Genomic DNA, 25,488 nt, shown 5'->3' with positions numbered 1-25,488 from the left:
CGACGCGGTCACCCCGATGCCTCCGGCCATCTCAACCCGCCAGCGAGATCCAGAGCCGACCGGAGCCGTACCCGGCCACGGCCACCGCCAGGTCGAGACGGGCGCCGAGCGCGACGCACCGCCCCTGGATGTCGGCCGGAGCCGGCTCACCCGGCAGGTACACGCTCTCCTTCTCCAGCCGCAGGTGCGGCGTGCCCTCCCGGTTGAGGAGCGCGGCCATGATGTTGCAGACCTCACGGACGTTCTCCCCGACCATCTTGGAGAGGTCACCGTCCTCGACGCAGGCCTCGGCCCCACCCTTGGGGATCAGCCCGATCGCCGCGCCGATCCACGCCGACAGGGGCAGGTCCATCCCGCTGACACCGGTGACCTTGTTGGTGTCGTCGATGTAGACGGCCACGGTGGCCTTCTGCAGGTCGGCCGCCGCCGGCGGGTTGCCGTCGCCCACCGTGATGTCCTTGCCGAGCAGTTCTTCCAGCATGTCCCGGACGTCTTTCGGGGACGGCAGCTGTGTCGTGGCTTGAGTCATCCGGTCACCCCAGGATCGAGTCCAGCTGTTCCTTGAACATTTCTGCCGTGAACGGCTTCGCGATCAGGAACAGCGCGCCACCGGCGGCAGCCGTGTCGCGCATCTCCTGGGTTCCTTCGGACGTCACGAAGCCGAACGGCGTGTTGTTGCCGCCGGCCCGGAGCGCCCGGAGCGCCTCGATGCCGGTCAGATTGGGCATGTTCCAGTCGGACAGCACCAGGTCGAAGCTGTCGGCGTTCGCCTTCGCGACGAGCTCGGCGCCGTCCTCGGCCTCGACCAGGTCGTGGCCGTCGTACCCGGCCTGCCTCAGCGTCCGGGTGACGATCTGACGCATCACCCGGCTGTCGTCGGCAATCAGGATTTTCATTCGGTCCCTCCCCCTTGCGGCTTCTCCAGCACGCTGACCTCCATAGGCTCACCCAACCAGGTCGCCTCAAACCGGCATATTTCATCGCCGACAAGCCACGGGTCGCCATCGGCGTTGTTGTGCACCTCGGGAAGGCCGAGCGTGCACGGCTCGGGCAGCAAGCTCTTGACGTTGCCACCGATCACGTTCGCGAGCTCGCCCAACGCGTCGTCGACGTCGCCTTCGGTTACGTCGTCGGACTCCATTCCGAGCAGCGCCGCGGCCGCCTCCTTGGACGCCACGTCCGAGCACGCCACCAGGACCAGACCGTGCCAGGCCCCGCTGACCGCGACCCCGGCCACGACGTCCTTGGAGAGCTTGTCCGGCGGTAGCGGTATGAGCGGCTTCTCACCGTCGGTGTCGAGGTAGGAGGCCCACACCTGCTCGGCGATCTGCTGCAGGTCGTCGCCGGTCGGGGCCATCGTCGCGCTCACGCGTGCGCTCCGTCCGGGATCAGGCCGAGCATGACCAGCTTGTCGACGATCGCGTCGGGTGTGAACGGCTTGATCACGTACTCGTGAGCCCCGGCGGCCAGAGCACGGACGATCTGGCCGTGCTCGCTCTCGGTCGTCACCATCATCAGGGTCATCCCCCGGTATTTCTTGTCCGCGCGAACGGCGGTCACGAACTCCAGACCGTTCATCTCCGGCATGTTCCAGTCGATGAGGGCCAGCTCGGGAACAGCCTCGAGTTCCTCGAGACGGTCCATCGCCTCCCGCCCATTGCCGGCTTCGACCACGTCGAAGTTCAGTCCGGTGACGATGCGTCGAAGGATCAGTCGCATCGCTCGCGAGTCGTCGATGACCATGCAGAGCACTCGCCTCACCCCTTCCCCGTGACGCCGACCGGCGCCGAGATACCGGTCCGCGGCCGGTAGGCCGACGTCCGTCCGGTGACGACGCGTTCGAAGCCGTCGTCGATTCCCATCGTGGTCTCGGCGGCGCCGAGGAAGAGCCACCCATCCGGCTTCAGGAGATTCCGGATGCGCTTGAGCACGCCCCGCTTGGTCTCCACGTCGAAGTAGATGAGGACGTTGCGCAGGAACACCACGTCGAAGGCCGGCATCGGGGGGAACGGTGCCGCCAGGTTGAGCCGCTTGAACGAGACCGCCTTCTTGATCGGCGCCGCGACCTCCCACTCCGCGCCGGCCCGGGTGAAGTGCTTCACCAGGAGCGGGGCGGGCAGGCCGCGGTTGACTTCCAGCTGGCTGTAACGGCCGCGTTCGGCCCGGGCCAGCATCTCGGTGGAGATGTCGGTGCCGAGGATCTCGTAGGTCCAGCCGGGTGGCAGGTTCTCCTTCAGCAGGATCGCCAGCGTGTACGGCTCCTGGCCACTGGAGGACGCCGCCGACCAGACCCGCAGGTGGCGCGACGGTCCGCGGGACTTCACGACGTTCGGGATGACGAGTTCGGTCATCGCGGTGAACGGCTCGCGGTCGCGGAACCAGGACGTCTCGTTCGTCGTCAGCGCGTCGACGATGCTGTCGCGGTCCTGGCGCCCGGACGGGCTCTGCGCCCGGAGCAGGAACTCGGTGACCGAGGCCAGTCCCGCTTTGCGGGCCAGCGGCAGCAGCCGGGCCTCGACCAGGTACTCCTTGCCCGGTTCCAGCACGATCGACGCCTCCCGGCGGACCAGGCTGCTGACGAACTGGAACTCGTGCGCCGAGAGGCTCATCGGACCACCGCCAACCGGTTGGCTCGGCCGTGGCCGACGCGAGCGAGCAGAGTGTCGGAAATCGAGCCGAGCGGTAGCACCACATCGGCGAGCCCGGCCTGCGCGACGGCCCCGGGCATGCCCCAGACCACAGATGTCTCCTCGTCCTGGACCACTATTTCGCTACCGACCCTCGCCAGAACCTCGCAGCCCTTCTTGCCGTCCTGCCCCATGCCGGTGAGGACGACGGTCAGAGCGTGTGCCCCGAAGACGCTCGCCACCGACCGGAACAGCGGGTCCACCGCCGGTCGGCAGGAGTTCTCCGGCGGTCCCTCGTGCAGCTTGGTGAGCACGGAAGTGCCTTTCCGGACGACTTCCAGGTGCTTGTCGCCGGGCGCGATGTATACCGTCCCGGCATCCAAGGGGATGTCCGCCGTCGCTTCGACCACTTTTACTGCACTTGCCCGATCTAGGCGATCTGCGAACATTTTGGTGAAAATTGGCGGCATGTGCTGAACGACGACCACCGGAACCGGTAGGTCCTTCGGGAAGCCCTGGACGACCTTGGCCAGTGCGTCCGGTCCGCCGGTCGAGCAGCCGACCGCGATCACGTCGATCCGCTGACCGGGGACCTTGCTTTTCGCCGGCCGCATCGGCGCGCGAATGCCTCCGGACGGGGCGGCCGGAGCACCGAGCGGAGGACGTCCGGCCAGCGGGGCACCCGGGCGTCCGGGCGGCGCCGTACCGGGACGCCCCGGCGGCAGTCCCGGGCGACCGGGAGCGGGCCGCTGTTTCGGGCCGAGCGCGTAGATCCGCGGGATCAGCTGCTCGCGGACGCTCTTGATCGACTCCCGGACGCTGCCGACGTTCGCCGGTTTGGTGACGTAGTCGGTGGCGCCGGCGGCGAGCGCTTCCAGCGTCGCCGACGCGCCGTTGGCGGTGAGCGTGCTGAACATGATCACCGGAAGGCGCTTGTGCTTCGGGCGCAACTCCTTGAGCGTCCCGATGCCGTCGAGTACCGGCATCTCGATGTCCAGCGTCATGACGTCCGGCTTGAGCTCTTCGATCTTCGCCAGAGCGAGTCGCCCGTTCGACGCGGTGCCGACGACCTCGATGCCGGGATCGTCGCTGAGTGCGTCCACGATCAAGCGCCGGACGACGACCGAGTCGTCGACCACTAGAACCTTGATCACACGCGCCGCCTTCCCGTGCCGAGGCCCACGCCGCAGCAGGACGGGACGCACCTCGGGGCCGTCACGGCGTCCCTATCGGTCACCGGACGGGCAGGCTGAGTGAAAGGTGTGACCGGGGTTACGAGCCCAACGCGGACGGGCCCAGACTCGCGAGCACCGGGCCGAGCAGCCGGTGCGCGGTCGCGGCGTCGACGAGGTCACGCGCGGCGAGAGCCTGCATCGCGCCGCTGAGCAGGTTCCACACGCCGGCAGCCCGCTCGGTGATCGGTATGCCGCTGGTCTCCACTGCCTGGACCAGTAAAAACTGCGCCGCCGCCGCCTCGCGGATCCGGCCGGCCAGGTGCACGGCCCAGGACGCCGAGTGGATCGCCGGGGCCCAGCTGGCCGAGTCGCGCCGGCCGGCCTCCGCCGCTTTGTAGAGCCGCGAACCGTCCTGCTGGCTCAGGCTGCCGACGCGGTCGAGCAGCGCGCGCACCGACGACTCGGTGGGGCCGAGCGCGGTCTCCCGCTCCGGGAGGCGGCGGCTCGCCGCCACCCAGGGAGTCGCCAGGCGCCGCCGGGTGTCGTCGTCGAGCTGTGCGCGCAGGTAACCGGCGACGAGCGCGTCGCAGATCACCGCCGTGGCCGCCGACGCGGCTTCCGACTGCACCTTGACCGGCCTGGGGGCCGGCTCCCCGGCGCGCTGCACCGGCGGGAACTGGGGGGCGCGGTCGGGCTCGGAGCCGTCGGTCACGCTCCAGGTCCAGTCCAGGACGTCGTACCGGACGCACTGGATCAGGCCGTCGACCGTGCCGAGCGGCGCCCGCTGCAACAGGCCGAGCGCCGCGCTGGCACGCTTCTCCACCGACGCGTCGGGGTCGGCTTTGCTCAACCCGGCGACGTCACGGACCGTAGGCTGAACGGTCGTGGCGATCTCGATCGCGGCCCACAGATCGGCGCGCTGACCATCGTCCGCGCGGTGCTCCGCGAGCACCTCCAGATCGTCCGGCGTCAGCGCGAGTGCGCGCGTGAGGACGTCGGAGACGCCGGCCCCACCCTCGATCCGGGTGAGGTCGAAACCGAGGACGGGCGCGCTGACCAGGCTGTACACGCAAGCCAGTCTGACAGCCGTTCGGCGGTCCGCCAAGAGCTCACCGACGGCCGTTCAGCGTCCAATTAGGACGCCAACCGGTCGATTCGAGCGGACGGGTGCCGTCGGTGTGAACTACGGCATACCGTCACGGACGGTGATGTGCTCAGGCTGCTCCGAGCTCGGCGGCTACGCTCTCGGCGTCCCGCGCGAACCGGGGGGCGACGAGCCCGAACGCCTGCAGCGGGTCGCTGCCGGGCGTGTGGGGGTGCTCCAGCGGGCCGAGGGCACCGATCAGGTCCACGGTTCCGACCGGCGGGTCGCCCGCCGGCGGCACCGACCCGGTGAGCATCGCCAGCAGCGCGGCCTGCTCGCTCACCGAGTCCAGGAGCGCACGCTCCTCGGCGGTCAGCGCATCGGTCTTCGTCTTCGATCGAGACATGTCGCCCTACCTCGCCGCAGCCTTGGCGGTGCTGGACCCCAGGTCGACCGCCCGCTTCGCGTCCAGCGCCAGCATCAGCCGGCTGTCGAGCTTGAACGCGCCGATGATCAGCTCCCGGAGCGGACCGGCGAGCGTGTCCGGCGGCGGCTCGAACGTGTCGGACTGCAGTTCGACCACGTCACCGATCTTGTCCACGAGCAGGCTGATCGCCTCGCCCTCCTCGGACACGATCACGTTCATGGACGGCTTGGACATGTCCCGCGGCTCCAGGCCCAGACGCACCCGCAGGTCCACCGCCGCCATCACCTGACCACGCAGGTTGATCAGGCCGCCGACCGACTTGTCGGCCAGCGGGACGCGCGTGTACTCGCTGAACCGCAGCACTTCGACGACCTTGGCGACGTCGACACCGAAAAGCTGGTCGGCCACCTCGAAGGTGGTGTACTGACGTGAAGTCATCAGCGGCCTCCGGGGCGGAGCGTCGCAGGGAGCGCCAGCGGCCGAGGAAGGCAGCCTCGGAGCTCCGTGGAAAGTGTCGTCATCAGACCGCGCTCATTTCCTCGAGACCGCCGGCGTACTGGTCCTCGTACTCGTCCATCGCGTCGAAGAAGTTGACGTCAGCCGCCAGGATCGCCTGCCGGACGTCGAGCATCTCGGTGACACGCTGCTGGATGACCGCCGAACCGGTGAGGCCGGAGTCGTCCAGGTCGCTGTGGGTGTCGGTGGAGTCCTCGACGATGTCGACGATCTTCTCCACCGCGAGCGCGACGCTCCGGCCGCGCTCGCTGTAGACGACCACCGGCACCGAGTCGCCGTCCTCGGCCGGGTACGCACCGAGCAGGTGCGCGAGCCGGACCAGCGGCAGGATGCGGCCGCGGTACTGCACGACCTCCCGGCTGCCGACCCGCTCGATCTTGTCGATCGGGAACTCCTCGAGCCGGGTGACCATGTCCAGCGGCACCGCGACCCGGCGGTCGCCGACCCCGGTGATGAGCAGCCGGTTGCCGCTGCCCTGCCGGTTCTGCGACTGCTGGGCGTCGGCGCCGAGCCCGGACTTCTCCACCGCCTGAGCCGCCAGCAGCGAACGCCGGGCGAGCGACTGGACGTCGAGGATGAGCGCGACCTTTCCGTCGCCGAGGATCGTCGACCCCTGGTAGACGCCGATGTCCTTGAGCAGCGTCGCGAGCGGCTTGACCACGATCTCCTCGGTGTTGAGGACCCGGTCGACCACGAGGCCGAACCGGCGCCCCTCGGCCTGGAGAACCGCGATGTAGACGTCCTTGTCGTTCGAGCCGACCGGCAGGCCGAGGCTCTCGTCCAGGCGGACGAGCGGCAGCAGCTTGCCGCGCAGCCGGTAGACCGGCGCACCGGAGACGTGCTCGATGTTCTTGTCCGAGGAGCCGTCGACGAACACCAGCTCGTCGACCGCGATCTGCGGGATCGCGTACTGCTCGGTGCTGCACTCGACGGTGAGGGCCTGGATGATCGCCAGCGTCAGCGGGATCGTGAGGCGCCAGACCGTGCCGCGGCCGGGCGTCGAGTCGACGTCGACGGTGCCGCCGATCTTCTCGATGTTGGTCTTGACGACGTCCATGCCGACGCCGCGGCCGGAGACGTTCGTGACCTTCTTCGCCGTCGAGAAGCCGGGCTGGAAGAGCAGCTGGAGAATGTCGCTGGTCTCCATCCGGGCCAGCTGGTCGCGGGTGATGACGCCCCGGTCGAGCGCGGTGGCCGCGACCCGCTCGGGGTCGATGCCCGCGCCGTCGTCGGCGACCTCGACCACGACGTGACCACCCTCGTGGTACGCGCGCAGCGTGAGCGTGCCCTCGGGGTTCTTGCCGGCGGCCTGGCGGACGTCCGGCGGCTCGATGCCGTGGTCGACCGCGTTGCGGACGAGGTGGGTCAGCGGGTCCTTCACCGACTCCAGCAGCGACCGGTCGAGCTCGGTGTCCTTGCCCTCCATCGCCAGGCGGATCTGGCGGCCGAGCTGGCTGGAGAGGTCGCGGACGACTCGGGGCAGCTTCGACCAGATCTGGTCGATCGGCTGCATCCGGGTCTTCATCACCGATTCCTGCAGCTCGGAGGTGATGAGGTTGAGCCGCTGGGTGGTGCGGGTCAGCGCCGGGTCACTCATCTCGCTGACGCCGCGGACCAGCTGGTTACGCGTGAGCACCAGCTCGCCGACGAGCCGCATGAGCGCATCGAGCAGGTCGACGTCGACACGGATCGAGCTCTCGGCGACGCTCCGGCGCTGCGGGGCGGAGCCCTCCTCGCCGGGCTCCGGCGGACCGGGGGGCGCACCGGCGCCGCCGGCCCGCTGGACGGGCGCCGCGGGCTTGGCCGGCTCCTCGGGCGCGGGCTCCTCGGCGGCCGGCTCGGGCTCGGCGTCGGCGTGCGCCTCGGCGGCCGCGGGCTCGTCGGCGGGCGCCTCGGGAACCGGGGCCTCGGCGGCGGGCTCCGCCGCGGCCGGAGCCGCCTTGGGCTTGCCGGAACCGTCCTCGATGCAGGCGGTCACCTGCTCGATGACGCTCTGGACGTCGACCTCGCCCTCGGCGCCGTTCTCCTCGATCGAGGTCAGCAGGCCACGCACGGTGTCGACCATGCGCAGCAGCGCGTTGGCGCTCTCCACGTTCATCGACTGCGCGCCGTCGCGGAGCCGGGAGAGCAGCGACTCGCCCGCGTGCGTCACCGTCTCCAGACGGTGGAACGCGAGGAAGCCGCTCGTGCCTTTGATCGTGTGGATCGTGCGGAAGATGCTGGACAGCAACTCACGAGAGTCCGGGTGCTGCTCGAGCGCGACCAGGTCCCGGTCGAGTTGGTCGAGGTTCTCGTGACTCTCGACCAGGAACTCTTGAACGATGTCGTCCAACTCGTCCACGTCTGTCTCCCTTGGGTCGTCACGCACTTCTTCGACGCGACAGGGGTTCACCTGAGGGAAAGACGGGGTCGAGCGCCATTCGGTATGCTAACTACGCTAATGTCCGTTATCTAGGCGGCGTACTGGGGGCTACATGAGTACGGTTCTGATCGCCGACGACGATCCGGACATCTTGGCGCTTGTGACCTTCAAAGTGAAGCAGGCGGGGTACCACCTGGTGACCGCCACCGACGGCGCCGCGGCGCTGGCCGCCGCTCGCGAGACCACGCCGGACCTCGTCGTGCTCGACGTGTCGATGCCACGCATGTCGGGGCTCGAGGTGTGCCGGGAACTGCGCAAGGACACGGCCACCGCGAAGGTTCCGGTGCTGCTGCTGACCGCGCGGGCGCAGGAGGCCGACATCGAGGCCGGCTTCGACGTCGGCGCCGACGACTACGTGGTCAAACCGTTCAGCCCACGCGAGCTGGTCGCCCGCATCGCCGCCATCCTCGGGCCCGCCTGAGCGCTCGTGGTCAGCGCGCGGACGCGCGGGAGAGGGCGCGGGCCTTGGCGGCTCGGATCGCGGCCTCGCGGGGATCGACGGCGGTGTCGGACCCGGTCGTGGCTCCGAGGGCGCGGGGCAGCGCGATCGTGACCGTCGTGCCCTGCCCCACCGCCGACCGCAGCGTCACCTCACCGCCGTGCCGCTCGACGATCGACCGCGCGATCGCCAGCCCCAGGCCGGTGCCCTGCACCGCGCTGGCCACGGCGTTGGACGCACGCTGGAACGGCTGGAACAGCCGGTCCTGATCGGCGGCCGGTATCCCCATGCCGGTGTCGGCGACCTCGAACGACACGCGCGCCTCGTCGCCGCGCACGCGGACGCGCACCGAGCCGCCGGCCGGCGTGAACTTCACCGCGTTGCCGACGACGTTGTGCAGTACCCGCTCGAGTTGCCTGTCGTCGCCGACCACCGCCAGCCCGTCGCCCCGGTCGGTCTCGAGCGTGACGCCCGCCCCGGCCGCGACCGGCCCGAACACCTCGCGGACCCCGTCGAGCAGCGAGGTCACCTCGACGCGGGTCGCGGTCATCTCCAGGTTCCCGGACCCGATCCTGGACAGCGTCAGCAGGTCCCCCACCAGCTCGCGCAGCCGCTCGGCGTTGCGCTCCACAACCCGCAGGCTGCGCTCCTGCGGGTCGGTGAGCTCACCCTGATCACCGGAGAGCAGGATCTCCAGGTAGCCGAGGATGCTGGTCAGCGGCGTCCGCAGTTCGTGCGACACGGTGGAGATGAAGTCGGTCTTCTGCCGGTCGAGATCCTGGAACCGCTCGGCCAGTTCACGCTGGTGGTCGTAGACCTGGGCGACGTGCAGCCCGCGGCCGGTGTCGGCGGCGACCGCGTCCAGCAGCACCCGGTCGTCGTCGGACCAGGGCCGGGAGCGCGCCAGCACCAGCGCGCCGGTCGACTCGGCGTCGATGCTGAAGACCGTGGTGAGAGCGGCGCCGATCATCGGCTCGTCCGCACGCAGCGACTCGATCGGGGGCGCGTCGAGGCCCGGGCGGCTCCAGAGCCGGTCGGTGCCGTCGGCGAGCCGGAGGTAGACGTGGTCGGCCTCGAGCACCGCGCCGAGCCCGGCGACGGCCTCGTCGAGGATCGCCTCCGGGTCGAGCGACGCCCGGACGGTGGCGCCCAGGTCGTGGGCCCGCTGCCGGGCCTCGGCCCGCCCCGACTCGGACGAGTGCAGCCGCTGGTGGTCCTCGGCCAGCTCGTTGAGCGCCTCGACGGCTTCCCGGGCCGACGGCGGTCCGGCCGGGCGCGCCCGCGCCGACCGGTCACCCGCGCGGATCCGGGCGAGCACGGTCCGGATCTCCTCGAACGGTCCGGTGGCTCGGTGGACGCGCCGCCCGAGCCCGAGAACCAGCCCCGCCGCGAGCACCGCCAGCAGCGCCGTACCCAGATCACCGATCAGATCGACGGAGCGCGCGTGCGCACGCGCGGCGGTGAGATCGGCGTCGAACCCGGTGGCGGCGCGGGCGTTCGCCGACCGGAGCCGGTCGAACTGCTGCTCTCCCCGCCTGACCACGGACACGTCGGCGATGCCGACGGCGTCGCCGAGCGGGGCGCTGGTGGCCACCCAGGCGTCGGCCTCGTCGATCTCGGCCGCCACCAGCGCGCGGAGCGGGTCGCGGTCGGCGGCCTCGCGGACCGCCGACCGCGCGGTGGCGTAGCCGGCCAGACCGCGCCGGTAGGAGTCGAGTAGCGACGGGTCACCGGTCAGCTGGTAGCCGCGCAGGCCCGTCTGGGCTTCGGTGAGGGACAGGAGCAGGTCGTCGTTGGCCGCTGCGGCCGCGGTCGCGCGGTGCACCCGCTCGTCGTTGCGGGACACGACGTAGTGGCCGACGACCAGGCGGGCGCCGCCGAGCAACAGGAGAAGCGCCACCACCGCGCCGACAGCGGCGCGGAGGGTGCTCGCCGGTGAGGTCATACGCAGGTGTTACCACCCCTTCAGAACAAATGCCCCTTTCGCGACGATTTATTATTACTCGCTCCTCTTGCCAGGGGTACCCGGGCGCGTCGCACACTGGAGGCGTGATCTGTCCGGCCTGTCGCGAGGGTCGCCACGCCGAATGCCGCGGCGGCACCTGGTGCTCCTGCCAGCACCGCTCGCCCCACCCACCCCAACGCCCGAACGGCCCGTCTACCGAGTAGCGCCTTCGCGGGCCAGCGCGGTCAGCCGGGAGAGGGCACGCAGGTACTTCTTGCGGTATCCGCCGGCGAGCATCTCCGGCGGAAAGATCTCGTCGACCGGGGTACCGGACGCGAACACCGGCAGGCTGCGGTCGTAGAGCCGGTCGACGAGCACCACCACGCGCAGCGCGGTGTTCTGGTCGGGGACCGGCGTGAGCCCGGTCAGCCCCACGGCCTCGACACCGTCGAGCAGGGCGCCGTACCGGGACGGGTGCAGGGTCGCCAGGTGCGCCAGCAGCGTCGACCAGTCGTCGACGGTGGCCGCGGGGTGGGCCGCGACGCGCTCGGCGACCACGCTTTCCGCGAGGGGCTCCGGCGCCTCGGCCGCGTCCCGGTGCCGGTAGTCGGGGCCGTCGACGCGGACCGCGTCGAAGCGCGCGGACAGCGCCTGGATCTCGCGGAGGAAGTCCTCGGCCGCGAACCGGCCCTCGCCCAGCTTGTCGGGAAGCGTGTTCGACGTCGCGGCCAGCGCGACCCCGCGCTCCACCAGGCGGGTGAGCAGGGACGAGACCAGCACGGTGTCGCCCGGGTCGTCGAGCTCGAATTCGTCGACGCAGAGCAGGCGCAGCGTGCCGAGCGCGTCCACGGTTCCGGCGAAGCCGAGCGCACCGACCAGGTGGGTGAGCTCGACGAACGTGCCGTACCCGGCCGGCTTCGGCGCCGCGTGCCAGAGCGAGGTCAGCAGGTGCGTCTTGCCGACGCCGAAGCCGCCGTCGAGGTAGATGCCCGGCCGGCCCTCGGGAGCCCGGGCCGCTCGCCGGAACAATCCTTTGCGCGGCGGTGGCGCGGAGAGCCGCTCGGCGAACGCCCGGACGGCGGCGAGCGCCGCGGCCTGCGACGGCTCGTTCGGATCGGGCCGGTAGGTGTCGAAACGCGCGTCCGCGAAGCGGGGTGGTGGGACGAGTTCGGCGACGAGCCGCGCCGGAGCGACCTCAGGCTGCCGGTCGGAGAGGTGCACAGTACGAGCCTACGGTGGGTCCATGCGCCTCCTGCACCCCGCTGCCGCCGAGCTCGACGACGTCGCGCTGGAGAAGCTGTACGCCACCGACCGGAGCGTTCCGCGGCTGCGGATGAACTTCGTCGCCAGCGTCGACGGCGGCGTGAGCGTCGACGGTCTGTCCGCCGGTCTGCAGAGCCCGGCCGACAAACGCGTGTTCAAGCTCCTCCGGGGCTGGTGCGACGGGCTCGTGGTCGCGGCCGGCACCGCTCTGGCCGAGGACTACGGCCCGGTGACGCTCGACGCCGAGCGTCGCGCCCGCCGCGAAGCCGCCGGCCTCGCCCCCACCCCGACGCTCGTCGTCGTGTCCGGCTCGCTCTCGATCCCACCCGACCACGCGTCGCTGGTCCGGGCGCCGGTGCGTCCGATCGTGGTCACCGGCCCGGACGCTCCCGCCGATCGGCGCCGCGCGATCGAGGAGGTGGCCGACGTCGTCGACGACGTGGACTTCGTCGCGGCACTGCACGCACGCGGTCTGAGCCAGCTGCTCTGCGAGGGCGGGCCACGCCTGTTCGCTTCCTTGACCGCCGCCGACGACGTCGATGAAATCTGCCTGACGATCAGCCCGCAGCTGGCCGGGGGCGGGCCGGGGAGGATCAGCGCCGGTCCGCACTCCCCCGACCCCCGGTCGCTCGCGCTCGCACACGTCGTCGAAGACGAGGGCGTGCTGTTGCTGCGTTATTGTCGCCCCTCTCTGCTTCACTGACCGGCATGAGTCCTGGTGCGGGCGATGACGAAGAAGTGCAGTGGGGGCTGCCGGTGGCACCCCCGGTCGACCCGATGCTGGCCAGCCCGGTCAAAGGCATCCCCGTCGGCGACGGTCTGTATTACGAGCCGAAGTTCGACGGGTTCCGCTGTCTGATCTTCCGCGAGGGCGACCGGGTGGTCCTGGGCAGCCGCGGCAACAAGGAGCTGCAGCGTTACTTCCCCGAGGTCGTCGAGGAGGTCCGTGGCTCGCTGCCCGAGCGGTGCGTGGTCGACGGCGAGCTCGTCGTCGTCGTCGACGACCGGCTCGATTTCGACGCGCTGGCGCAGCGCATCCATCCGGCCGCGACGCGCATCAACCTGCTCGCCGAGCAGACGCCGGCCCACTTCATCGCGTTCGACCTGCTGGCACTCGGCGACGAGTCGCTGCTCGAGGTCGGCTATTCGGGCCGCCGGGAGCGGCTGGCGGGCCTGTTCCCGGCCGACGGCGGGCCTTCCGGTCCGCGCACCCACCTCACCCCGGTCACCACCGATCCCGGGACCGCGCAGTCGTGGTTCGAGAAGTTCGAGGGCGCGGGGCTCGACGGGCTGATCGTCAAGGCCGCCGACGGCCCCTACGAGCCCGGCAAGCGCACGATGAAGAAGGTGAAGCACGCCCGCACCGCCGACTGCGTGGTCGCCGGGTTCCGCTGGCACAAGTCCGGACCGATCGTCGGTTCGCTGCTGCTCGGCCTGTACGACGACGAGGGGAACCTGCACCACGTCGGGGTGTCGGCGTCGTTCACCGCGAAGCGGCGCGCGGAGCTGGTGGAGGAGCTGGAGCAGTACCGGCTGTCCGATGTGTCCGAGCACCCGTGGTCGGCCTGGGCCGAGCAGACCGCGGAGGCGCCGCCGGCGGGAGAGGCGGTTCCCACCCGCATGCCCGGTGCGCCCAGCCGGTGGACGGGCAAGAAGGACCTGTCGTGGCAGCCGCTTCGGCCCGAGCTCGTCGTCGAAGTGGCGTACGACCACATGGAAGGCGATCGATTCCGGCATACTGCGCGTTTCGAACGTTGGCGGCCCGACCGGGAACCCCGTTCATGCACTTATGCTCAACTTGACCGTCCCGTCCGCTTTGATCTAGAACGCGTACTGAAGGGCTCTCCGTGACGTTGCGCCGCTCCCCCCGGCTCTCCCTCGTGATAGTCAGCCTCGCTGCCGCCGTCGGGTTGTCCGCGTGCGGCACGACCGTCGCCGACGGCGAGTGGAGATCCGTTCCCCGTGCCGGTTCGCCGAGCGCGGCGCCCTCGGCGGCCCCGTCGTCCGCTCCGGACACGAGTATGGCGAAGTGGACGGACTGCAAAGCCGAGATCGAGCGGTCGATCGGCACGTCGCTCTCGGGCGTCCAGGTCGACTGCGGTGCGGTGCGCGTCCCGCAGGACTGGGCGAACCCCACCGGCGCCACGTTCGACATCGCGATGGTGCGTGTCCGCCGCACCGACCAGAAGAACCGGATCGGGTCGCTGCTGGTCAACCCGGGCGGTCCCGGCGCGTCCGGCATCGAGCTGGCCGCGCAGACCCCGCTGTTCCTGCCGGGCGAGATCATGGAGCGCTTCGACGTCGTCGGGTTCGACCCGCGCGGCGTCGGCAAGTCCGCCCCGGTCGACTGCCTCACGGCGGCCAGCAAGGACGCCACCACCGCGGCGAACCCCGATCCGGCGCCGCAGAAGGAGTTCGACGAGCAGGTCAAGCTCTGGCGCACGTCGATCAACCCGTGCGTGAGCAAGTACGGGCAGTCGCTCGGCTACTACAGCACCGAGCAGACCGTGCGTGACATGGACGCGATCCGCGAGGCCGTCGGCGATCCGAAGATGACCTACCTGGGCTACTCCTACGGCACGCTGCTCGGCGCGGTCTACGCCCACCTCTACCCCGGGCGCATCCGGGCGTTCGTCCTCGACGGCGCGGTCGACCCGAACCTCGACGGCATCACCGCCTCGGAGGGGCAGGCCGCCGGGTTCGAGAAGGCGTTCGACAACTTCGCCGCCGCCTGCCGGGCGCGGGGTTCCGGCTGCCCGATCGGCCCCGACGCGCGGCGCACGCTGCACGACGTGCTGATCACCGTCCAGAAGAAGCCGGTCGCCGGGCGCGGCGGCGAGAAGCGCACGGCCACCACCGGCCACGTGCTCTCCGCGGTGACCGCGGCGCTGTACGTGAAGGCACAGTGGCCGACGCTGGAGAAGGCGATAGCCGACGTGTCCAAGGGCGACCCGACGACCGTGTTCGCGCTCAACGACAGCTTCACCGGGCGCAACGCCGACGGCTCGTACAACAACATGACCGACGCGTTCACCGCGATCGGCTGCACCGACGACCGGAACCCGCCGACCGTGGCGAAGGTCCGCACGCTGCAGGCCGAGTGGCGACGCAAGTACCCGCTGTTCGGTGCCCCGCTGGCGATGACGATGCTCAGCTGCGCGGTCTGGCCGGGCACGCACGACCCGTACCCGGTCGGGGCGGCGTTCGGCGCACCGCCGATCGTCGTGGTCGGCACCACCGGCGACCCGGCGACGCCGTACGCCAACACCGCGAAGCTCGCCAGCGGGCTCGGCACCGGCCACATCGTCACGTGGCAGGGCGAGGGGCACACGGCGTACCCGCAGACGACCTGCATCCGCGAGAACATCAGCAACTACCTGCTGACCACGAACCCCCCGCCCGACGGCCTGACCTGCCCCGCCTCCTAGGGGGCGGCGCGATTACAGATGCTGTTGGAACCAGGCCGTCGTGTGGGTTGCGACATGGTCCAGGCAGCCTGGTTCCTCGAACAGGTGGGTCGCGCCGGGCACGACCTCGACCCGGGCCAGGCCGCCCAGCGCGTCGGCGGCCTGGCGGTTCAACTCGAGCACCGGGTGGTCCAGCGCACCGACCACCAGCAGCGTCGGTGCCGCCACCGTGGTGAGCCAACTGCTCGCGAGGTCGGGCCGGCCACCGCGGCTCACGACCGCGCGCACGGTCTCCGGGCGCTGCGCGGCCGCCGCCAGCGCACCGGCGGCCCCGGTGCTGGCGCCGTACAGCCCGACCGGCAGCCCCTGGGTGTCGGTGTGCTCCACCACCCAGCCCACCGAATCGTCCACCCGCCGGGCGAGCAGGTCGATGTCGAACCGCATCCGGCCGGTGCGCTGGTCCTCCTGCTCCTCGGCCGCGGTGAACAGGTCGACGAGCAGCACCGCGAACCCCGCGCGGTAGAGCGCTTTGGCCACCTGACGGTTGCGCGGGCTGTGCCGTGAACTACCCGAGCCGTGCGCGAACACCACCACGCCGCGCGCGGCCTCCGGGCGCCCGAGCCGTCCGTCGAGTTCCGCGTCGCTGACCCGCACCAGCACGTCGGAGACGTGCTCCTTGGCGTCCGTTCCGGCTGCCGCCGCCTTCCCGGTGCCGGCTTGCGGGTGACTGTGTGGGGAAAGCGTCCGCTGCGGGCGATTCAACGGGGTTCGGGCCTGCTCGGGCATGCGCGCCTCCTGTGGGCGGGTCGCACCGGAGTGCCGGTCACCGTCGAGCATGACCTGAAGGTGTGGCCCGCGTCACCCTCCCGGGTCAGAAAACAACTTTCGAGCAGGGCGGAGGATTACTCCCTTGTGCGGGCGCGCGACGGCTGCACCCGCATGGGCTCCCCTTCCATCTTGGGGTAGTTCGGGGGGTAGGGGGCGTCGCCGAGGTCGTGATCACGCGCGTCCCGCTCCGACCACTCCAGCAGCGGCTCGATCCCCACCGCGACGTCGTCGATGCCGGCGTGCAGATCGCCCAGCGCGGCGAACCGCGCCGGCACGGTCCGGATCGTGAAGTCCTCGCTCTCCACGTCGGGCAACTCGTCCCACGTGATCGGCGCCGACACCAGCGCACCGGCCCGGCCGCGGATGCTGTAGGCGCTGGCGATCGTGCGGTCACGCGCGTTCTGGTTGAAGTCGACGAAGACCTTCTCGCCGCGCTCCTCCTTCCACCAGGCGGTGGTGGCGAGCTCCGGCACCCGGCGCTCGACCTCGCGGGCGAACGCCAGCGCGGCCCGGCGCACGTCGGTGAACGACCAGTCGGGTCGGATCCGGACGTAGATGTGGATGCCGCGGTTGCCCGACGTCTTGGGCCAGCCGCTCCACCCCAGCTCGGCGAGCATCTCGCGCACCACACCACCGACCCGGCGCGCTTCGGCGAGCCCGGTTCCGGGCTGCGGGTCGAGGTCGATGCGCAGTTCGTCGGGCTGCTCGGTGTTCGCCCGCCGCGAATGCCAGGGGTGGAACTCCACCGTCGACATCTGCACGGCCCAGATCACCGACGCGAGTTCGGTGACGCAGAGCTCGTCCGCGCTCCGCCCGCTCGGAAACTTGACCTGGACGCTCTCCACCCAGTCGGGTGCGCCCTTCGGCAGCCGCTTCTGGTAGATCTTCTCGCCCTCGACCCCGGCGGAGAACACGCCGTCGGGGTAGCGGTGCAGCATGCAGGGGCGCTCGCGGAGCGCGCGCACGATGCCGTCGCCGACCGACAGGTAGTACTTCGCGATGTCGAGTTTGGTGGCGTGCGGGTCGTCGAAATAGACCCGATCGGGGTTGCTGATCCGGACCGCCCGGTCGCCGACGATGAGTTCAACGGCCGGAGACGCTGCTTTGGACGCCATGTCAGCACGGTACCGGCGGGAATACCCGCAGACGGTTAACGGCTGGGTCTGGCATCAGAACGGTGGTACCACGTCTGTGGCCGCCGTCACCGTATTTATTCGAAGCGTCAAGCGCTCTTCAGGGTGCATGATCGAAGCAAAGAAGTTGGTTTAAGCAACCTCATAGTTGCGGTTGCCAACAAGACCTCGTGACTTCACCGGGCTCCCACGGTGGGTGAGCGAAAGGACAAGTAGTCATGACCTACCTGGCGTCAGAGCATGCCACGGTTGCCGACCGGTTACACCCAGTCATCAACATGATCTTCGGGGCCGAGCCTCCCGTCCGAATCCGTGCCTGGGACGGCAGCTCTCTCGGCCCCTCGGAGAGCGAGGGCGGCCCCACCCTCGTCATCCGCAACCGCCGGGCCCTGCGCCGGCTGGTCTGGTCCCCGAACGAGGTCGGCATGGCCCGCGCCTTCGTCTCCGGCGACCTCACCGTCGAAGGTGACTTCATCGGCGCGCTCGACCGCATGCTCCACCTGTTCGACGCGACCCAGGGGTTGCACCTCTCCAGCGCCGACAAGCGCCTGCTCGTCGCTTCCGCGATGCGGCTCGGCGCGATCGGCAGCAACCCGCCGCCGCCCCCGGAGGAGATGCGCCCCACCACCGGCATGCTGCACAGCGTCCGCCGGGACGCCGCGGCGATCGGTCACCACTACAACGTCGGCAACGACTTCTACCGGCTCGTGCTGGGCGAGTCGATGACGTACTCCTGCGCGTACTGGCCCGACCTCGACGCCGCGAACCCGGCCACGACGCTCGAGCAGGCGCAGACCGGCAAGGTCGAGCTGATCGCCCGCAAGCTGGGGCTCAAGCCCGGGATGCGGATGCTCGACGTCGGCTGCGGCTGGGGCACGATGGCCATCCACGCCGCCCGCGAGTACGGCGTGCACGTCGTCGGCGTCACGAACTCCCACGAGCAGGCCGTCGGCGCGGCGAAGCGCGCCGCCGCGGCCGGGGTCGCCGACCTGGTCGAGATCCGCGAGCAGGACTACCGCGACATCGACGACGGCCCGTACGACGCCATCTCCAGCATCGGCATGGCCGAGCACGTCGGGACCGACCAGTGGCGCGGCTACGCCGAGCTCCTGTACGGCCTGCTCAAGCCGGGTGGGCGGCTGCTCAGCCACCAGATCACCCAGCCGCCGACGGTCACCGACACGCTCCAGTCGCGCCGGCAGGGCAAGCCCGAGCGGACGTTCATCACCGCGTACGTGTTCCCGGACGGTGAGCTGCAGTCGGTCGGCTGGATCTCCGACCAGCTCGAGACCGTCGGCTTCGAGGTGCGTGACGTCGAGTCGCTGCGCGAGCACTACGCGCGGACGCTACGGGCCTGGGTGAGCAATCTGGAGCAGAACTGGTCCGAGGCCGTCCGGCTGACGAGCGTCGGCCGGGCCCGGGTCTGGCGCCTCTACATGGCCGGGTCGGCGCTCGCGTTCGACCGGAACCGGATCGCGATCCACCAGGTGCTGGCCGTGCGTCCGGACCGCAAGGGGCACAGCCACATGCCGGCGACGCGCGCGTCGTACGCGACGGTCGACTGACCGACTCGGCCGTTCGGCTGATGCCGGTATCCCCCGGTAGCCGGTCCAGTCCACCGGACCGGCTACCGAGGGTTAAGGGCCTCTACGCCCGTACCCGAATCGTCGTACTCCACCGGTAGCGTGTGCGCTCGTGGGACGGAACCGTACGACGGGGAGGCATGCGCATCAGGTAAGGCATGCGGTGACCAGGCGTCCCCAGCGCCACGCCCGGCGCAACGAGTTCACCAAGCTCTCGTTCTACTTACCCACCGCGTTCCCGGTCCTGCTCCTGGCGATCGCGCTGGGCGCCACCGCCACCTCGTCGACGGTCGGCACCGCCTCCCGCCCCGCCGACCTCGTCATCAGCCAGATCTACGGCGGTGGGGGCGAGTCCGGGTCGATCTGGACCGCGGACTTCATCGAGCTGACGAACCGCGGCGACGAACCGGTGAACCTGCGCGGGTGGAGCGTGCAGTACGCACCGCCCCGCGAGCGCGGCTGGGGCGTTACCGAACTGTCGGGCAGCATCCCCGCCGGCGGCCGGTACCTGATCGCGCAGGCCGGCGGTCCGAACGGCACCACCCACCTCCCGAAGGCCGACGTCACCGGCTCGCTCGACCTCGGCTCCACCAGCGGCAAGGTCGCCCTCGTGCACGCGGTGGAAACCCTGCACTGCGTCGCCAGCTGCACGACCGTCGAGGGGGTCCGTGACTTCGTCGGCTACGGCAACGCCGACGACGCCGAGGGCCGGCCCGCCCCGGCGCTCTCCAACACCACCTCGATCGTCCGGCGCGACATCAGCGTCCCCGCCGACCAGGGCACCTCCTCGATCGAGGACGACCCGGGCGGCCCGGCCGGGGTCGAGAACGCGAAGCAGCAGGAGCGGGGCGTCCCCGGTGTGGACGGCAGCGGCGGCGTCGACAGCGGCAGCAACTCGGCGGACTTCGTCGTGGCGACGCCCGCACCGCCGGGCGGCGCGGGCGACAAGGCCGGGCGCACCGCCCGCATCGCCGACATCCAGGGGCGCTCGCACACGTCACCGCTGGCCGGACGGCTGGTCACCTCGGTCCCCGGCGTGGTCACCGCGGTGGGGCGCACCGGGTTCTGGATGCAGGATCCCGAACCCGACGACGACCCGGCCACCAGCGACGGGCTGTTCGTCTACACCGGCAACGCGCCGCGGGTCCAGAGTGGCGACACGGTGCGGGTGGCCGGCACGGTCACCGAGTACCGGCCCGGCGCCGCCGCCGGGGCCGACAACCTGACCACCACCGAGCTGATCCGGCCGACGGTCTCGGTCGTCTCCAGCGCCGCCCGCCGCCCGGTGCCCGTCCTGATCGGACCGGGCGGCCGGATGCCCCCCACCCAGATCCGCACCGACGCGCCCGGCGACGTCGAGAGCACGCGGCTGTTCGCGCCGACGCTCAACGCGCTCGACTTCTACGAGTCGCTCGAGGGCATGCTGGTGCGGCTGAACAACCCGACGGTGGTGGGCCCCACCAGCGTCGACGGTCAGCTCCCCGTCCTTCCGGCCGGTGCCGGGTCCTCGCGGACGACGCACGGCGGCCTGCGCCTGACCGACACCGACCCCAACACCGAACGGATCGTGCTCGACGACCTGCTGGCACCGCTCCCGGTGGCCAACGTGGGCGATCAGCTGCCGGGCGCGCTCGACGGCGTGCTCGACTACGGCGCCGGCGACTACCGCGTCGAGCTGCTCTCCACCCCGGTCGTCCGTGCCGGCAAGGCCAAGCCGGAGACGGCACGGGCGCCGAAGCCCGACGAGCTGACCGTCTCCAGCATCGACATCAGCGGCGCGGACCCCAACGGCGGCCGCGGCCGTCTCAAGCAGCTGGCCGCGACCGTGGTCCGCGGTCTGCGCGCGCCCGACGTCCTGGTCGTCGAAGAGATGCCGGACGACGACGGAGCCACCTACGACGCCGAGGTCGGCGCCGACGAGGGGTGGGCGGCGCTCCTCGACGCGATCCGCGCCGCCGGCGGTCCCCGGTACGAGGTCCGGCAGATCGACCCGGTCAGCCGGCGGGACGGCTCCGGAGCGGAGAACCGTCGGATCGGCTTCCTCTTCAACCCCGCCCGCGTGTCGTTCGTCGACCGCGGGGCCGGTGACGCCACCACGGCCACCGAGGTCGACACGAGGGACGGCGAGGTCGGGCTGACACTCTCTCCCGGGCGGGTCGCACCGGCCGCCACCGCGTTCCGCGACGCCCGGAAGTCGCTCGCGGGCGAGTTCCGGTTCCGGGGTCGCACCGTGTTCGTCATCGGCAACGACTTCGCGTCCGGCCGCGGAGACGGACCGCTCTACGGCCGTCAGCAGCCGCGTCGCCACACGTCCGAGCAGCAGCGCGGAAGCCAGGCGTCGGCCGTCCGCACGTTCGTCGACGAGCTGCTCGACGCCGATCGCGACGCGGCGGTGGTCGTCGTCGGCGGCATCGCCGACACCGACGGCTCCCCCACGCTCGGGCTGCTCACCGACGGCGGCACACTGGCCGACGTCGCCACGAAGCTCCCGGCCGCCGACCGGTACAGCGTGGTGTCCGAGGGCAACGCGTTCCTGCTCGACCACGTGCTCGTCACCCCCGCGCTGAGCGGCGCGGAGGTGGACGTCGTCCACGCACAGAGCGATTTCGCGTCGCGGTGGACCGACCGCGATCCGCTGGTCGGCTATCTGCGGATGCCGAAGGGCCCGGAGGACTCCCCCGAGGATTCGTCCCCGGCAACTCCGTGAACCGCGCGGTACCGTTGAGGGCATGACTCAGCAGACGCGGCCGACTGTTGTCAAGTCGGATGCGGAGTGGCGCGCTCAGCTCACCCCGCAGGAGTTCCACGTTCTCCGTGAGGCCGGCACCGAGCGGGCGTTCACCGGGGAATACACCGACACCAAGACCATCGGTGTCTACCACTGCCGTGCCTGTGGGACGGAGCTGTTCCGCTCCGAGACCAAGTTCGAATCGCACTGCGGCTGGCCGAGTTTCTACGCGCCGTCGGAGGCGAAGAACGTCGTCCTGATCGAGGACACCACGCTCGGCATGCGCCGGGTCGAGGTGCGCTGCGCGACGTGCGACTCGCACCTCGGGCACGTGTTCCACGGCGAGGGCTACGGCACCCCGACCGACGACCGGTACTGCATCAACTCGATCTCGTTGACGCTGGAGCCGGCCGACAAGTGATGCTCCGGGGCCCTCGCGGGCCCCGGAACTCACTGCCCTCGCGGGCTCCGGCCCTCAGGGCAGCGCGGCGACGATCTCCGCGACCGGCTTGCGGCGGCCGGTGTAGAACGGCACCTCTTCGCGGACGTGCCGCCGCGCGGTCGACGCCCGCAGGTCACGCATCAGGTCGACCATGCGGTGCAGCTCGTCCGCCTCGAACGCCAGCATCCACTCGTAGTCGCCGAGCGCGAACGACGCGACCGTGTTAGCACGCACGTCGGCGTACCCGCGCGCCATCTTGCCGTGCTCGGCGAGCATCGCCCGGCGCTCCTCGTCGGGCAGCAGGTACCACTCGTAGGAGCGCACGAACGGGTACACGCACACGTAGTCGCGCGCCTGCTCGTCGGCCAGGAACGCCGGGATGTGGCTGCGGTTGAACTCGGCCGGGCGGTGCAGCGCCAGCTGCGACCAGACCGGCTGCAGGTGCGCGCCCAGCTCGGTGCGACGCAGCCGCGCGTACGCCTCCTGGAGCTCGTCCGAGGTCGACGCGTGCCACCACACCATGACGTCGGCGTCCGCGCGCAGCCCCGACACGTCGTAGATGCCGCGGACCACGACGTCCTTCTGCCCGAGCTGCTCGATCAGCTCCTCGACCTCGGTGGTCAGCGCCGTCCGGTCGGCCGGGAGCCGATCCGAGGCCCGGAACACCGACCACATCGTGTAGCGGATGGAATCGTTGAGCTCCCGGATCCGCTGGGCGTTCGAGTTGTTTCCCTCAGCCATGAACAGGCTCTCCTCTCCTGGTGGCCTGTAGAGCAGCCAGAATTCGGTCCGCGGCGGCCTGCCCCGAGCGGATGCAGGCCGGGATGCCGACGCCGTCGTAGGCGGCCCCGGCCAGTGCCAGTGTCGGTTCGGCCGCCAGCGCGGCCCGCACCGACGCCACCCGGTCGAGGTGGCCCGGCGCGTACTGGGGCAGCGCGCCGCCCCAGCGGTTCACCTGCACCCCGAGCGGCGCCGGCCAGCCGGCCGCGAGCGGCACGAGGGTGGCGAGCTCGGCGCGCACGGCGTCGATCAGCGACTCGTCGTCGCGCTGGAGCACGGCTTCCTCGCCGTAGCGGCCGACCGAGGCACGCACGACGGTGACCGGTTCGCCGGTGTACCCGTCAAGCACGTGTGCCCACTTCTGGGAGACGTACGTGACCGCCTTGACCAGTCGTCCGGAGCTCGCCGGCACCAGCGCTCCGGTGCCCGGCGGCAGCGCCACCCGGCCCGGGAGGACGAGCGACACGAGCGCGACGCTCGCGTACTCCAGCACGCCGACGGTCGCGGCCGCGACCGGGTCGACGTCTCCGAGCAGCCGCGCCGCCGGGGACGCCGGCACCGCGAGCACGACGGCGTCGGCGTGGATCGTCGTGCTGCCGCTTCGCCCGGCGGAGCCGGCCGAGCCGACCGTGAGTTGCCAGCCGTCGGGCGTGCGCCGCAGCGAGCGGACCGGCAGGCCGGTGCGGATCGCCGCCTTCGACTCGTGGGCGACGGCCGTGACCAGGCGGGACAGGCCACCGCGGACGGTGCCGAAGATCGGGGTGTTCGGCGCGGCCCTGCCCCGGTTCGCCCGGGCGGCCTTGAGCAGGGACGGCTGGTCGACCAGCCCGGCGGCCAGCGCGGGCATCGTCGCGCGCAGCGACAGCCGGTCGGCGCGGCCGGCGTAGACCCCACCGAGCAACGGCTCGACCAGCCGGTCGACGACCTCGGACCCGAGCCGGTCGGCGATCAACTCCCCGACCGCGACGTCGGAGTCGCCGAGCGGTGTACCGGGCCGTCCGGGTTCGGCACGCACGCGGGCCAGCCCGTCCTCGCTCAGTACCCCGGACGCGGCGACCGCCTCCAGGTCGACCGGGACGCCCAGCACCGTGCCGGCCGGGAGCGCGCGCAACGAGCCGTCCACCCAGACCGTCGCCCCCGACGCCGTCGGGCTGACCAGGTCCGCCCCGAGGCCCACCCGCTCGGCCAGCGCCTTGCCCTCGGGCACCCGGAGCAGGAACGATTCGGCGCCGTCCTCGATCGGCACGCCGGCCACCCGGCCGGTGCGCAGCTTCCCGCCGACGCTGCCGGCCTGCTCGATCACGGTGACCGTCGTGCCGTCCGGCGCGGCGTCACGCAGGCGGAGCGCGGCGGAGAGACCGGCGATGCCACCGCCGATCACGACGACGTGCGGGGGTCGGGTGAATCGGTCCTCGAACAGCACGAAACCCATCGTGCCGCACCCCGTGCTCCCCGTGCCGGTGCCGACCCCCGGGAATCGGCCGATGGTGGGCAGCGTCACGCGCCCGGGGCGCTCGACCGGGACTTCGGTCCCGGATCCGAGCCGGTCACGACGCGACAACGAGGCGGCAACGAACCCCGTGGAGATGCAACCGCAGGGGCCACGCTCACGTCGAACTCGCACAGGTTCGAATCCGCGAGGCCCGACGAGAGGGACCACCATGGACGTTCGCCACCGGCGCCGGTTGCCGGCCTTGGCCGCGGTGCTACTGGCAGGCCTGCTGCTCGCCGGGTGCAGCAGCAGCGCCGATGACGGCGATTCGTCGTCGGAGAGCGGCCGTCCGCAGGCCGCCTCGGCACCGCGCAGTGCCCCCGATCAGAGGTCCGGCGGCACCGGCACCGGTCCGACGCAGCTCGGCACCGCCAGCCGCCCGCTGGTCTACACCGGCACGATGGCGGTGACCGCGGGTAACGTCCCGGACGCCGCCCGGAAGGCGATCGCCGCCGCGGTGGCCGCGGGCGGATACGTCGCCGCCGACGAGCGGTCCGTCACCGGGCCGGACGACGACATCTCGGCCACGCTCACGCTGAAGGTGCCGTCGACGAAGTTCACCGGCACCATCGACGCGCTGGCCAAGCTCGGCACCGAGACCTCGCGCAACCTGGGCACCGAGGACCAGCAGACGGCCTCGATCGACATCGACGCGCGGATCGCCGCCCAGCGCGCCAGCGTCAACCGGGTCCGGGCACTGCTCCAGCGGGCCACGACGATCACCGAGCTGACGACGATCGAGCGCGAGCTGACCACGCGGGAGAGCGAGCTGGCGACCTCCGAGGCGACCAAGCGGTCGCTCCGCGACCAGGTCTCGTACTCGACGATCACGCTGTCGCTCGCCGAGCCGTCGGCGCCGCCGAAGCCCGAGCCGAAGCAGGAGCGCGGGCTGCTCGTCGGTCTGGAGAACGGCTGGAGCGCGTTCGTGACGTCCGTCGTCGTGCTGCTGACGATCGTCGGGTGGCTCGCGCCGTTCCTGATCGGGTTCGCGATCGTCGGCGTGCCGATCTGGTGGGCGCTGCGCCGCTACCGGCCGCGCCGCCCCGCTCCGGTGTCCCCCGCGCCGTCGGCCCTGCACCACGCTCACCGGGCCCCGGTGCCGCCGTTCCCGCCTCAGGCGCCGGTCTCGGCGCCCTCGTCATCGGTGCCGTCGGCGCCCTCGTCGCCGGCACCCCCGGAAGGGCCCGCTTCCTGACC

24 protein-coding genes are annotated in these 25,488 nt (G+C 71.3%); 8 read left to right on the top strand and 16 right to left on the bottom strand.

Annotated elements, in window-relative coordinates; translation table 11 throughout:
• Positions 1–31: 31 nt before the first annotated feature.
• The 10 genes from CRYAR_RS10030 to CRYAR_RS09985 form a co-directional block, all read right to left on the bottom strand.
• Positions 32–529 carry a hypothetical protein gene (locus tag CRYAR_RS10030; RefSeq protein ID WP_051569985.1) on the bottom strand — a complete coding sequence of 166 codons (498 nt, stop codon included), beginning with the start codon at positions 527–529 and terminating at the stop codon, positions 32–34.
• A gap of 4 nt (positions 530–533) precedes the next feature.
• Positions 534–896: a response regulator gene (locus tag CRYAR_RS10025; RefSeq protein WP_035850079.1), complete on the bottom strand. Its 363-nt coding sequence runs from the start codon at positions 894–896 to the stop codon at positions 534–536.
• The gene (locus CRYAR_RS10020) at positions 893–1,369 is read right to left on the bottom strand and encodes a chemotaxis protein CheX (protein WP_051569984.1); all 477 of its coding nucleotides are present in this window, start codon (positions 1,367–1,369) and stop codon (positions 893–895) included. Before CRYAR_RS10020 ends, CRYAR_RS10025 begins: the two co-directional genes overlap by 4 nt.
• Positions 1,366–1,743, bottom strand: coding sequence for a response regulator (locus tag CRYAR_RS10015; protein ID WP_035850078.1), 378 nt, complete (start codon positions 1,741–1,743; stop codon positions 1,366–1,368). The genes CRYAR_RS10020 and CRYAR_RS10015 overlap by 4 nt, the downstream gene beginning before the upstream one ends.
• Before the next feature lie 14 nt (positions 1,744–1,757).
• Positions 1,758–2,609, bottom strand: coding sequence for a CheR family methyltransferase (locus tag CRYAR_RS10010; protein ID WP_035850077.1), 852 nt, complete (start codon positions 2,607–2,609; stop codon positions 1,758–1,760).
• Positions 2,606–3,781, bottom strand: coding sequence for a protein-glutamate methylesterase/protein-glutamine glutaminase (locus tag CRYAR_RS10005; RefSeq protein ID WP_035861593.1), 1,176 nt, complete (start codon positions 3,779–3,781; stop codon positions 2,606–2,608). Before CRYAR_RS10005 ends, CRYAR_RS10010 begins: the two co-directional genes overlap by 4 nt.
• 118 nt (positions 3,782–3,899) lie before the next feature.
• Positions 3,900–4,871, bottom strand: coding sequence for a hypothetical protein (locus tag CRYAR_RS10000; RefSeq protein ID WP_035850076.1), 972 nt, complete (start codon positions 4,869–4,871; stop codon positions 3,900–3,902).
• 145 nt (positions 4,872–5,016) lie between these two features.
• On the bottom strand, positions 5,017–5,292 hold the full coding sequence (locus CRYAR_RS09995; RefSeq protein ID WP_035850075.1) for a hypothetical protein: 276 nt from the start codon (positions 5,290–5,292) through the stop codon (positions 5,017–5,019).
• 6 nt (positions 5,293–5,298) lie between these two features.
• A complete protein-coding gene (locus CRYAR_RS09990; protein ID WP_035850074.1) occupies positions 5,299–5,751 on the bottom strand; it encodes a chemotaxis protein CheW in 453 nt (150 codons plus the stop codon).
• An 82-nt stretch (positions 5,752–5,833) separates the two neighbouring features.
• On the bottom strand, positions 5,834–8,170 hold the full coding sequence (locus CRYAR_RS09985) for a chemotaxis protein CheW (protein ID WP_035850072.1): 2,337 nt from the start codon (positions 8,168–8,170) through the stop codon (positions 5,834–5,836).
• Between the two features lie 133 nt (positions 8,171–8,303).
• Here CRYAR_RS09985 and CRYAR_RS09980 point away from each other — a divergent pair, with 133 nt between their 5' ends.
• A complete protein-coding gene (locus CRYAR_RS09980) occupies positions 8,304–8,672 on the top strand; it encodes a response regulator transcription factor (RefSeq protein WP_035850071.1) in 369 nt (122 codons plus the stop codon).
• Positions 8,673–8,682: 10 nt separating this feature from the next.
• Here CRYAR_RS09980 and CRYAR_RS09975 read toward each other — a convergent pair whose 3' ends face one another.
• Positions 8,683–10,635, bottom strand: coding sequence for a sensor histidine kinase (locus CRYAR_RS09975; protein ID WP_035850070.1), 1,953 nt, complete (start codon positions 10,633–10,635; stop codon positions 8,683–8,685).
• A gap of 213 nt (positions 10,636–10,848) precedes the next feature.
• Complete coding sequence (gene zapE, locus CRYAR_RS09970; protein ID WP_035850069.1) at positions 10,849–11,856, bottom strand: cell division protein ZapE; 1,008 nt, start codon at positions 11,854–11,856, stop codon at positions 10,849–10,851.
• A 22-nt stretch (positions 11,857–11,878) separates the two neighbouring features.
• Here zapE and CRYAR_RS09965 point away from each other — a divergent pair, with 22 nt between their 5' ends.
• The 3 genes from CRYAR_RS09965 (at position 11,879) to CRYAR_RS09955 (ending at position 15,326) form a co-directional block, all read left to right on the top strand.
• Positions 11,879–12,601, top strand: a complete 723-nt coding sequence (locus CRYAR_RS09965; RefSeq protein WP_035850068.1) for a dihydrofolate reductase family protein — start codon at positions 11,879–11,881, stop codon at positions 12,599–12,601.
• A 5-nt stretch (positions 12,602–12,606) separates the two neighbouring features.
• Positions 12,607–13,749 carry an ATP-dependent DNA ligase gene (locus CRYAR_RS09960; RefSeq protein WP_051569983.1) on the top strand — a complete coding sequence of 381 codons (1,143 nt, stop codon included), beginning with the start codon at positions 12,607–12,609 and terminating at the stop codon, positions 13,747–13,749.
• A 170-nt stretch (positions 13,750–13,919) separates the two neighbouring features.
• Complete coding sequence (locus tag CRYAR_RS09955) at positions 13,920–15,326, top strand: alpha/beta hydrolase (protein WP_211247368.1); 1,407 nt, start codon at positions 13,920–13,922, stop codon at positions 15,324–15,326.
• Positions 15,327–15,338: 12 nt separating this feature from the next.
• On the opposite strand, the gene CRYAR_RS09950 is transcribed toward CRYAR_RS09955, so the two are convergent.
• Together CRYAR_RS09950 and ligD are read right to left on the bottom strand one after the other, a co-directional pair.
• Positions 15,339–16,091, bottom strand: a complete 753-nt coding sequence (locus CRYAR_RS09950) for a dienelactone hydrolase family protein (protein WP_084701816.1) — start codon at positions 16,089–16,091, stop codon at positions 15,339–15,341.
• Positions 16,092–16,207: 116 nt separating this feature from the next.
• A complete protein-coding gene (gene ligD, locus CRYAR_RS09945; RefSeq protein ID WP_035850066.1) occupies positions 16,208–17,248 on the bottom strand; it encodes a non-homologous end-joining DNA ligase in 1,041 nt (346 codons plus the stop codon).
• A 296-nt stretch (positions 17,249–17,544) separates the two neighbouring features.
• On the opposite strand from ligD, the gene CRYAR_RS09940 reads away from it, so the two are divergent.
• From CRYAR_RS09940 to msrB, 3 genes are all read left to right on the top strand, one after another.
• Positions 17,545–18,831: a class I SAM-dependent methyltransferase gene (locus tag CRYAR_RS09940; protein WP_211247367.1), complete on the top strand. Its 1,287-nt coding sequence runs from the start codon at positions 17,545–17,547 to the stop codon at positions 18,829–18,831.
• 181 nt (positions 18,832–19,012) lie between these two features.
• Positions 19,013–21,556, top strand: a complete 2,544-nt coding sequence (locus tag CRYAR_RS09935; protein ID WP_051569982.1) for a lamin tail domain-containing protein — start codon at positions 19,013–19,015, stop codon at positions 21,554–21,556.
• A 22-nt stretch (positions 21,557–21,578) separates the two neighbouring features.
• Complete coding sequence (msrB, locus tag CRYAR_RS09930) at positions 21,579–21,998, top strand: peptide-methionine (R)-S-oxide reductase MsrB (RefSeq protein WP_035850062.1); 420 nt, start codon at positions 21,579–21,581, stop codon at positions 21,996–21,998.
• A gap of 54 nt (positions 21,999–22,052) precedes the next feature.
• On the opposite strand, the gene hemQ is transcribed toward msrB, so the two are convergent.
• The gene (gene hemQ / locus CRYAR_RS09925) at positions 22,053–22,760 is read right to left on the bottom strand and encodes a hydrogen peroxide-dependent heme synthase (protein WP_035850060.1); all 708 of its coding nucleotides are present in this window, start codon (positions 22,758–22,760) and stop codon (positions 22,053–22,055) included.
• Positions 22,753–24,231 carry a protoporphyrinogen oxidase gene (hemG, locus tag CRYAR_RS09920; RefSeq protein WP_051571981.1) on the bottom strand — a complete coding sequence of 493 codons (1,479 nt, stop codon included), beginning with the start codon at positions 24,229–24,231 and terminating at the stop codon, positions 22,753–22,755. The genes hemQ and hemG overlap by 8 nt, the downstream gene beginning before the upstream one ends.
• Before the next feature lie 229 nt (positions 24,232–24,460).
• Here hemG and CRYAR_RS09915 point away from each other — a divergent pair, with 229 nt between their 5' ends.
• Complete coding sequence (locus CRYAR_RS09915; protein WP_051569981.1) at positions 24,461–25,486, top strand: DUF4349 domain-containing protein; 1,026 nt, start codon at positions 24,461–24,463, stop codon at positions 25,484–25,486.
• Positions 25,487–25,488: the final 2 nt, after the last annotated feature.

The sequence above is a fragment of the Cryptosporangium arvum DSM 44712 genome (genome assembly GCF_000585375.1).
GTDB classification, from domain to species: domain Bacteria; phylum Actinomycetota; class Actinomycetes; order Mycobacteriales; family Cryptosporangiaceae; genus Cryptosporangium; species Cryptosporangium arvum.
This window is presented reverse-complemented; position numbering and strand designations above follow the sequence as displayed.

Excerpts from the sequence above, each read along its gene's own strand:
- CRYAR_RS10030 (WP_051569985.1), bottom strand. The coding sequence starts at position 529 with ATGACTCAAGCCACGACACAGCTGCCGTCCCCGAAAGACGTCCGGGAC.
- CRYAR_RS09965 (WP_035850068.1), top strand. The coding sequence starts at position 11,879 with ATGCGCCTCCTGCACCCCGCTGCCGCCGAGCTCGACGACGTCGCGCTG.
- hemG (WP_051571981.1), bottom strand. The coding sequence starts at position 24,231 with ATGGGTTTCGTGCTGTTCGAGGACCGATTCACCCGACCCCCGCACGTC.
- msrB (WP_035850062.1), top strand. The coding sequence starts at position 21,579 with ATGACTCAGCAGACGCGGCCGACTGTTGTCAAGTCGGATGCGGAGTGG.
- CRYAR_RS09995 (WP_035850075.1), bottom strand. The coding sequence starts at position 5,292 with ATGTCTCGATCGAAGACGAAGACCGATGCGCTGACCGCCGAGGAGCGT.
- CRYAR_RS09940 (WP_211247367.1), top strand. The coding sequence starts at position 17,545 with ATGATCTTCGGGGCCGAGCCTCCCGTCCGAATCCGTGCCTGGGACGGC.
- CRYAR_RS09960 (WP_051569983.1), top strand. The coding sequence starts at position 12,607 with ATGAGTCCTGGTGCGGGCGATGACGAAGAAGTGCAGTGGGGGCTGCCG.
- CRYAR_RS10015 (WP_035850078.1), bottom strand. The coding sequence starts at position 1,743 with ATGGTCATCGACGACTCGCGAGCGATGCGACTGATCCTTCGACGCATC.
- CRYAR_RS09955 (WP_211247368.1), top strand. The coding sequence starts at position 13,920 with ATGGCGAAGTGGACGGACTGCAAAGCCGAGATCGAGCGGTCGATCGGC.
- CRYAR_RS09950 (WP_084701816.1), bottom strand. The coding sequence starts at position 16,091 with ATGCCCGAGCAGGCCCGAACCCCGTTGAATCGCCCGCAGCGGACGCTT.
- CRYAR_RS09980 (WP_035850071.1), top strand. The coding sequence starts at position 8,304 with ATGAGTACGGTTCTGATCGCCGACGACGATCCGGACATCTTGGCGCTT.
- CRYAR_RS09915 (WP_051569981.1), top strand. The coding sequence starts at position 24,461 with ATGGACGTTCGCCACCGGCGCCGGTTGCCGGCCTTGGCCGCGGTGCTA.
- CRYAR_RS09975 (WP_035850070.1), bottom strand. The coding sequence starts at position 10,635 with ATGACCTCACCGGCGAGCACCCTCCGCGCCGCTGTCGGCGCGGTGGTG.
- CRYAR_RS10025 (WP_035850079.1), bottom strand. The coding sequence starts at position 896 with ATGAAAATCCTGATTGCCGACGACAGCCGGGTGATGCGTCAGATCGTC.
- hemQ (WP_035850060.1), bottom strand. The coding sequence starts at position 22,760 with ATGGCTGAGGGAAACAACTCGAACGCCCAGCGGATCCGGGAGCTCAAC.
- ligD (WP_035850066.1), bottom strand. The coding sequence starts at position 17,248 with ATGGCGTCCAAAGCAGCGTCTCCGGCCGTTGAACTCATCGTCGGCGAC.
- CRYAR_RS09990 (WP_035850074.1), bottom strand. The coding sequence starts at position 5,751 with ATGACTTCACGTCAGTACACCACCTTCGAGGTGGCCGACCAGCTTTTC.
- CRYAR_RS10010 (WP_035850077.1), bottom strand. The coding sequence starts at position 2,609 with ATGAGCCTCTCGGCGCACGAGTTCCAGTTCGTCAGCAGCCTGGTCCGC.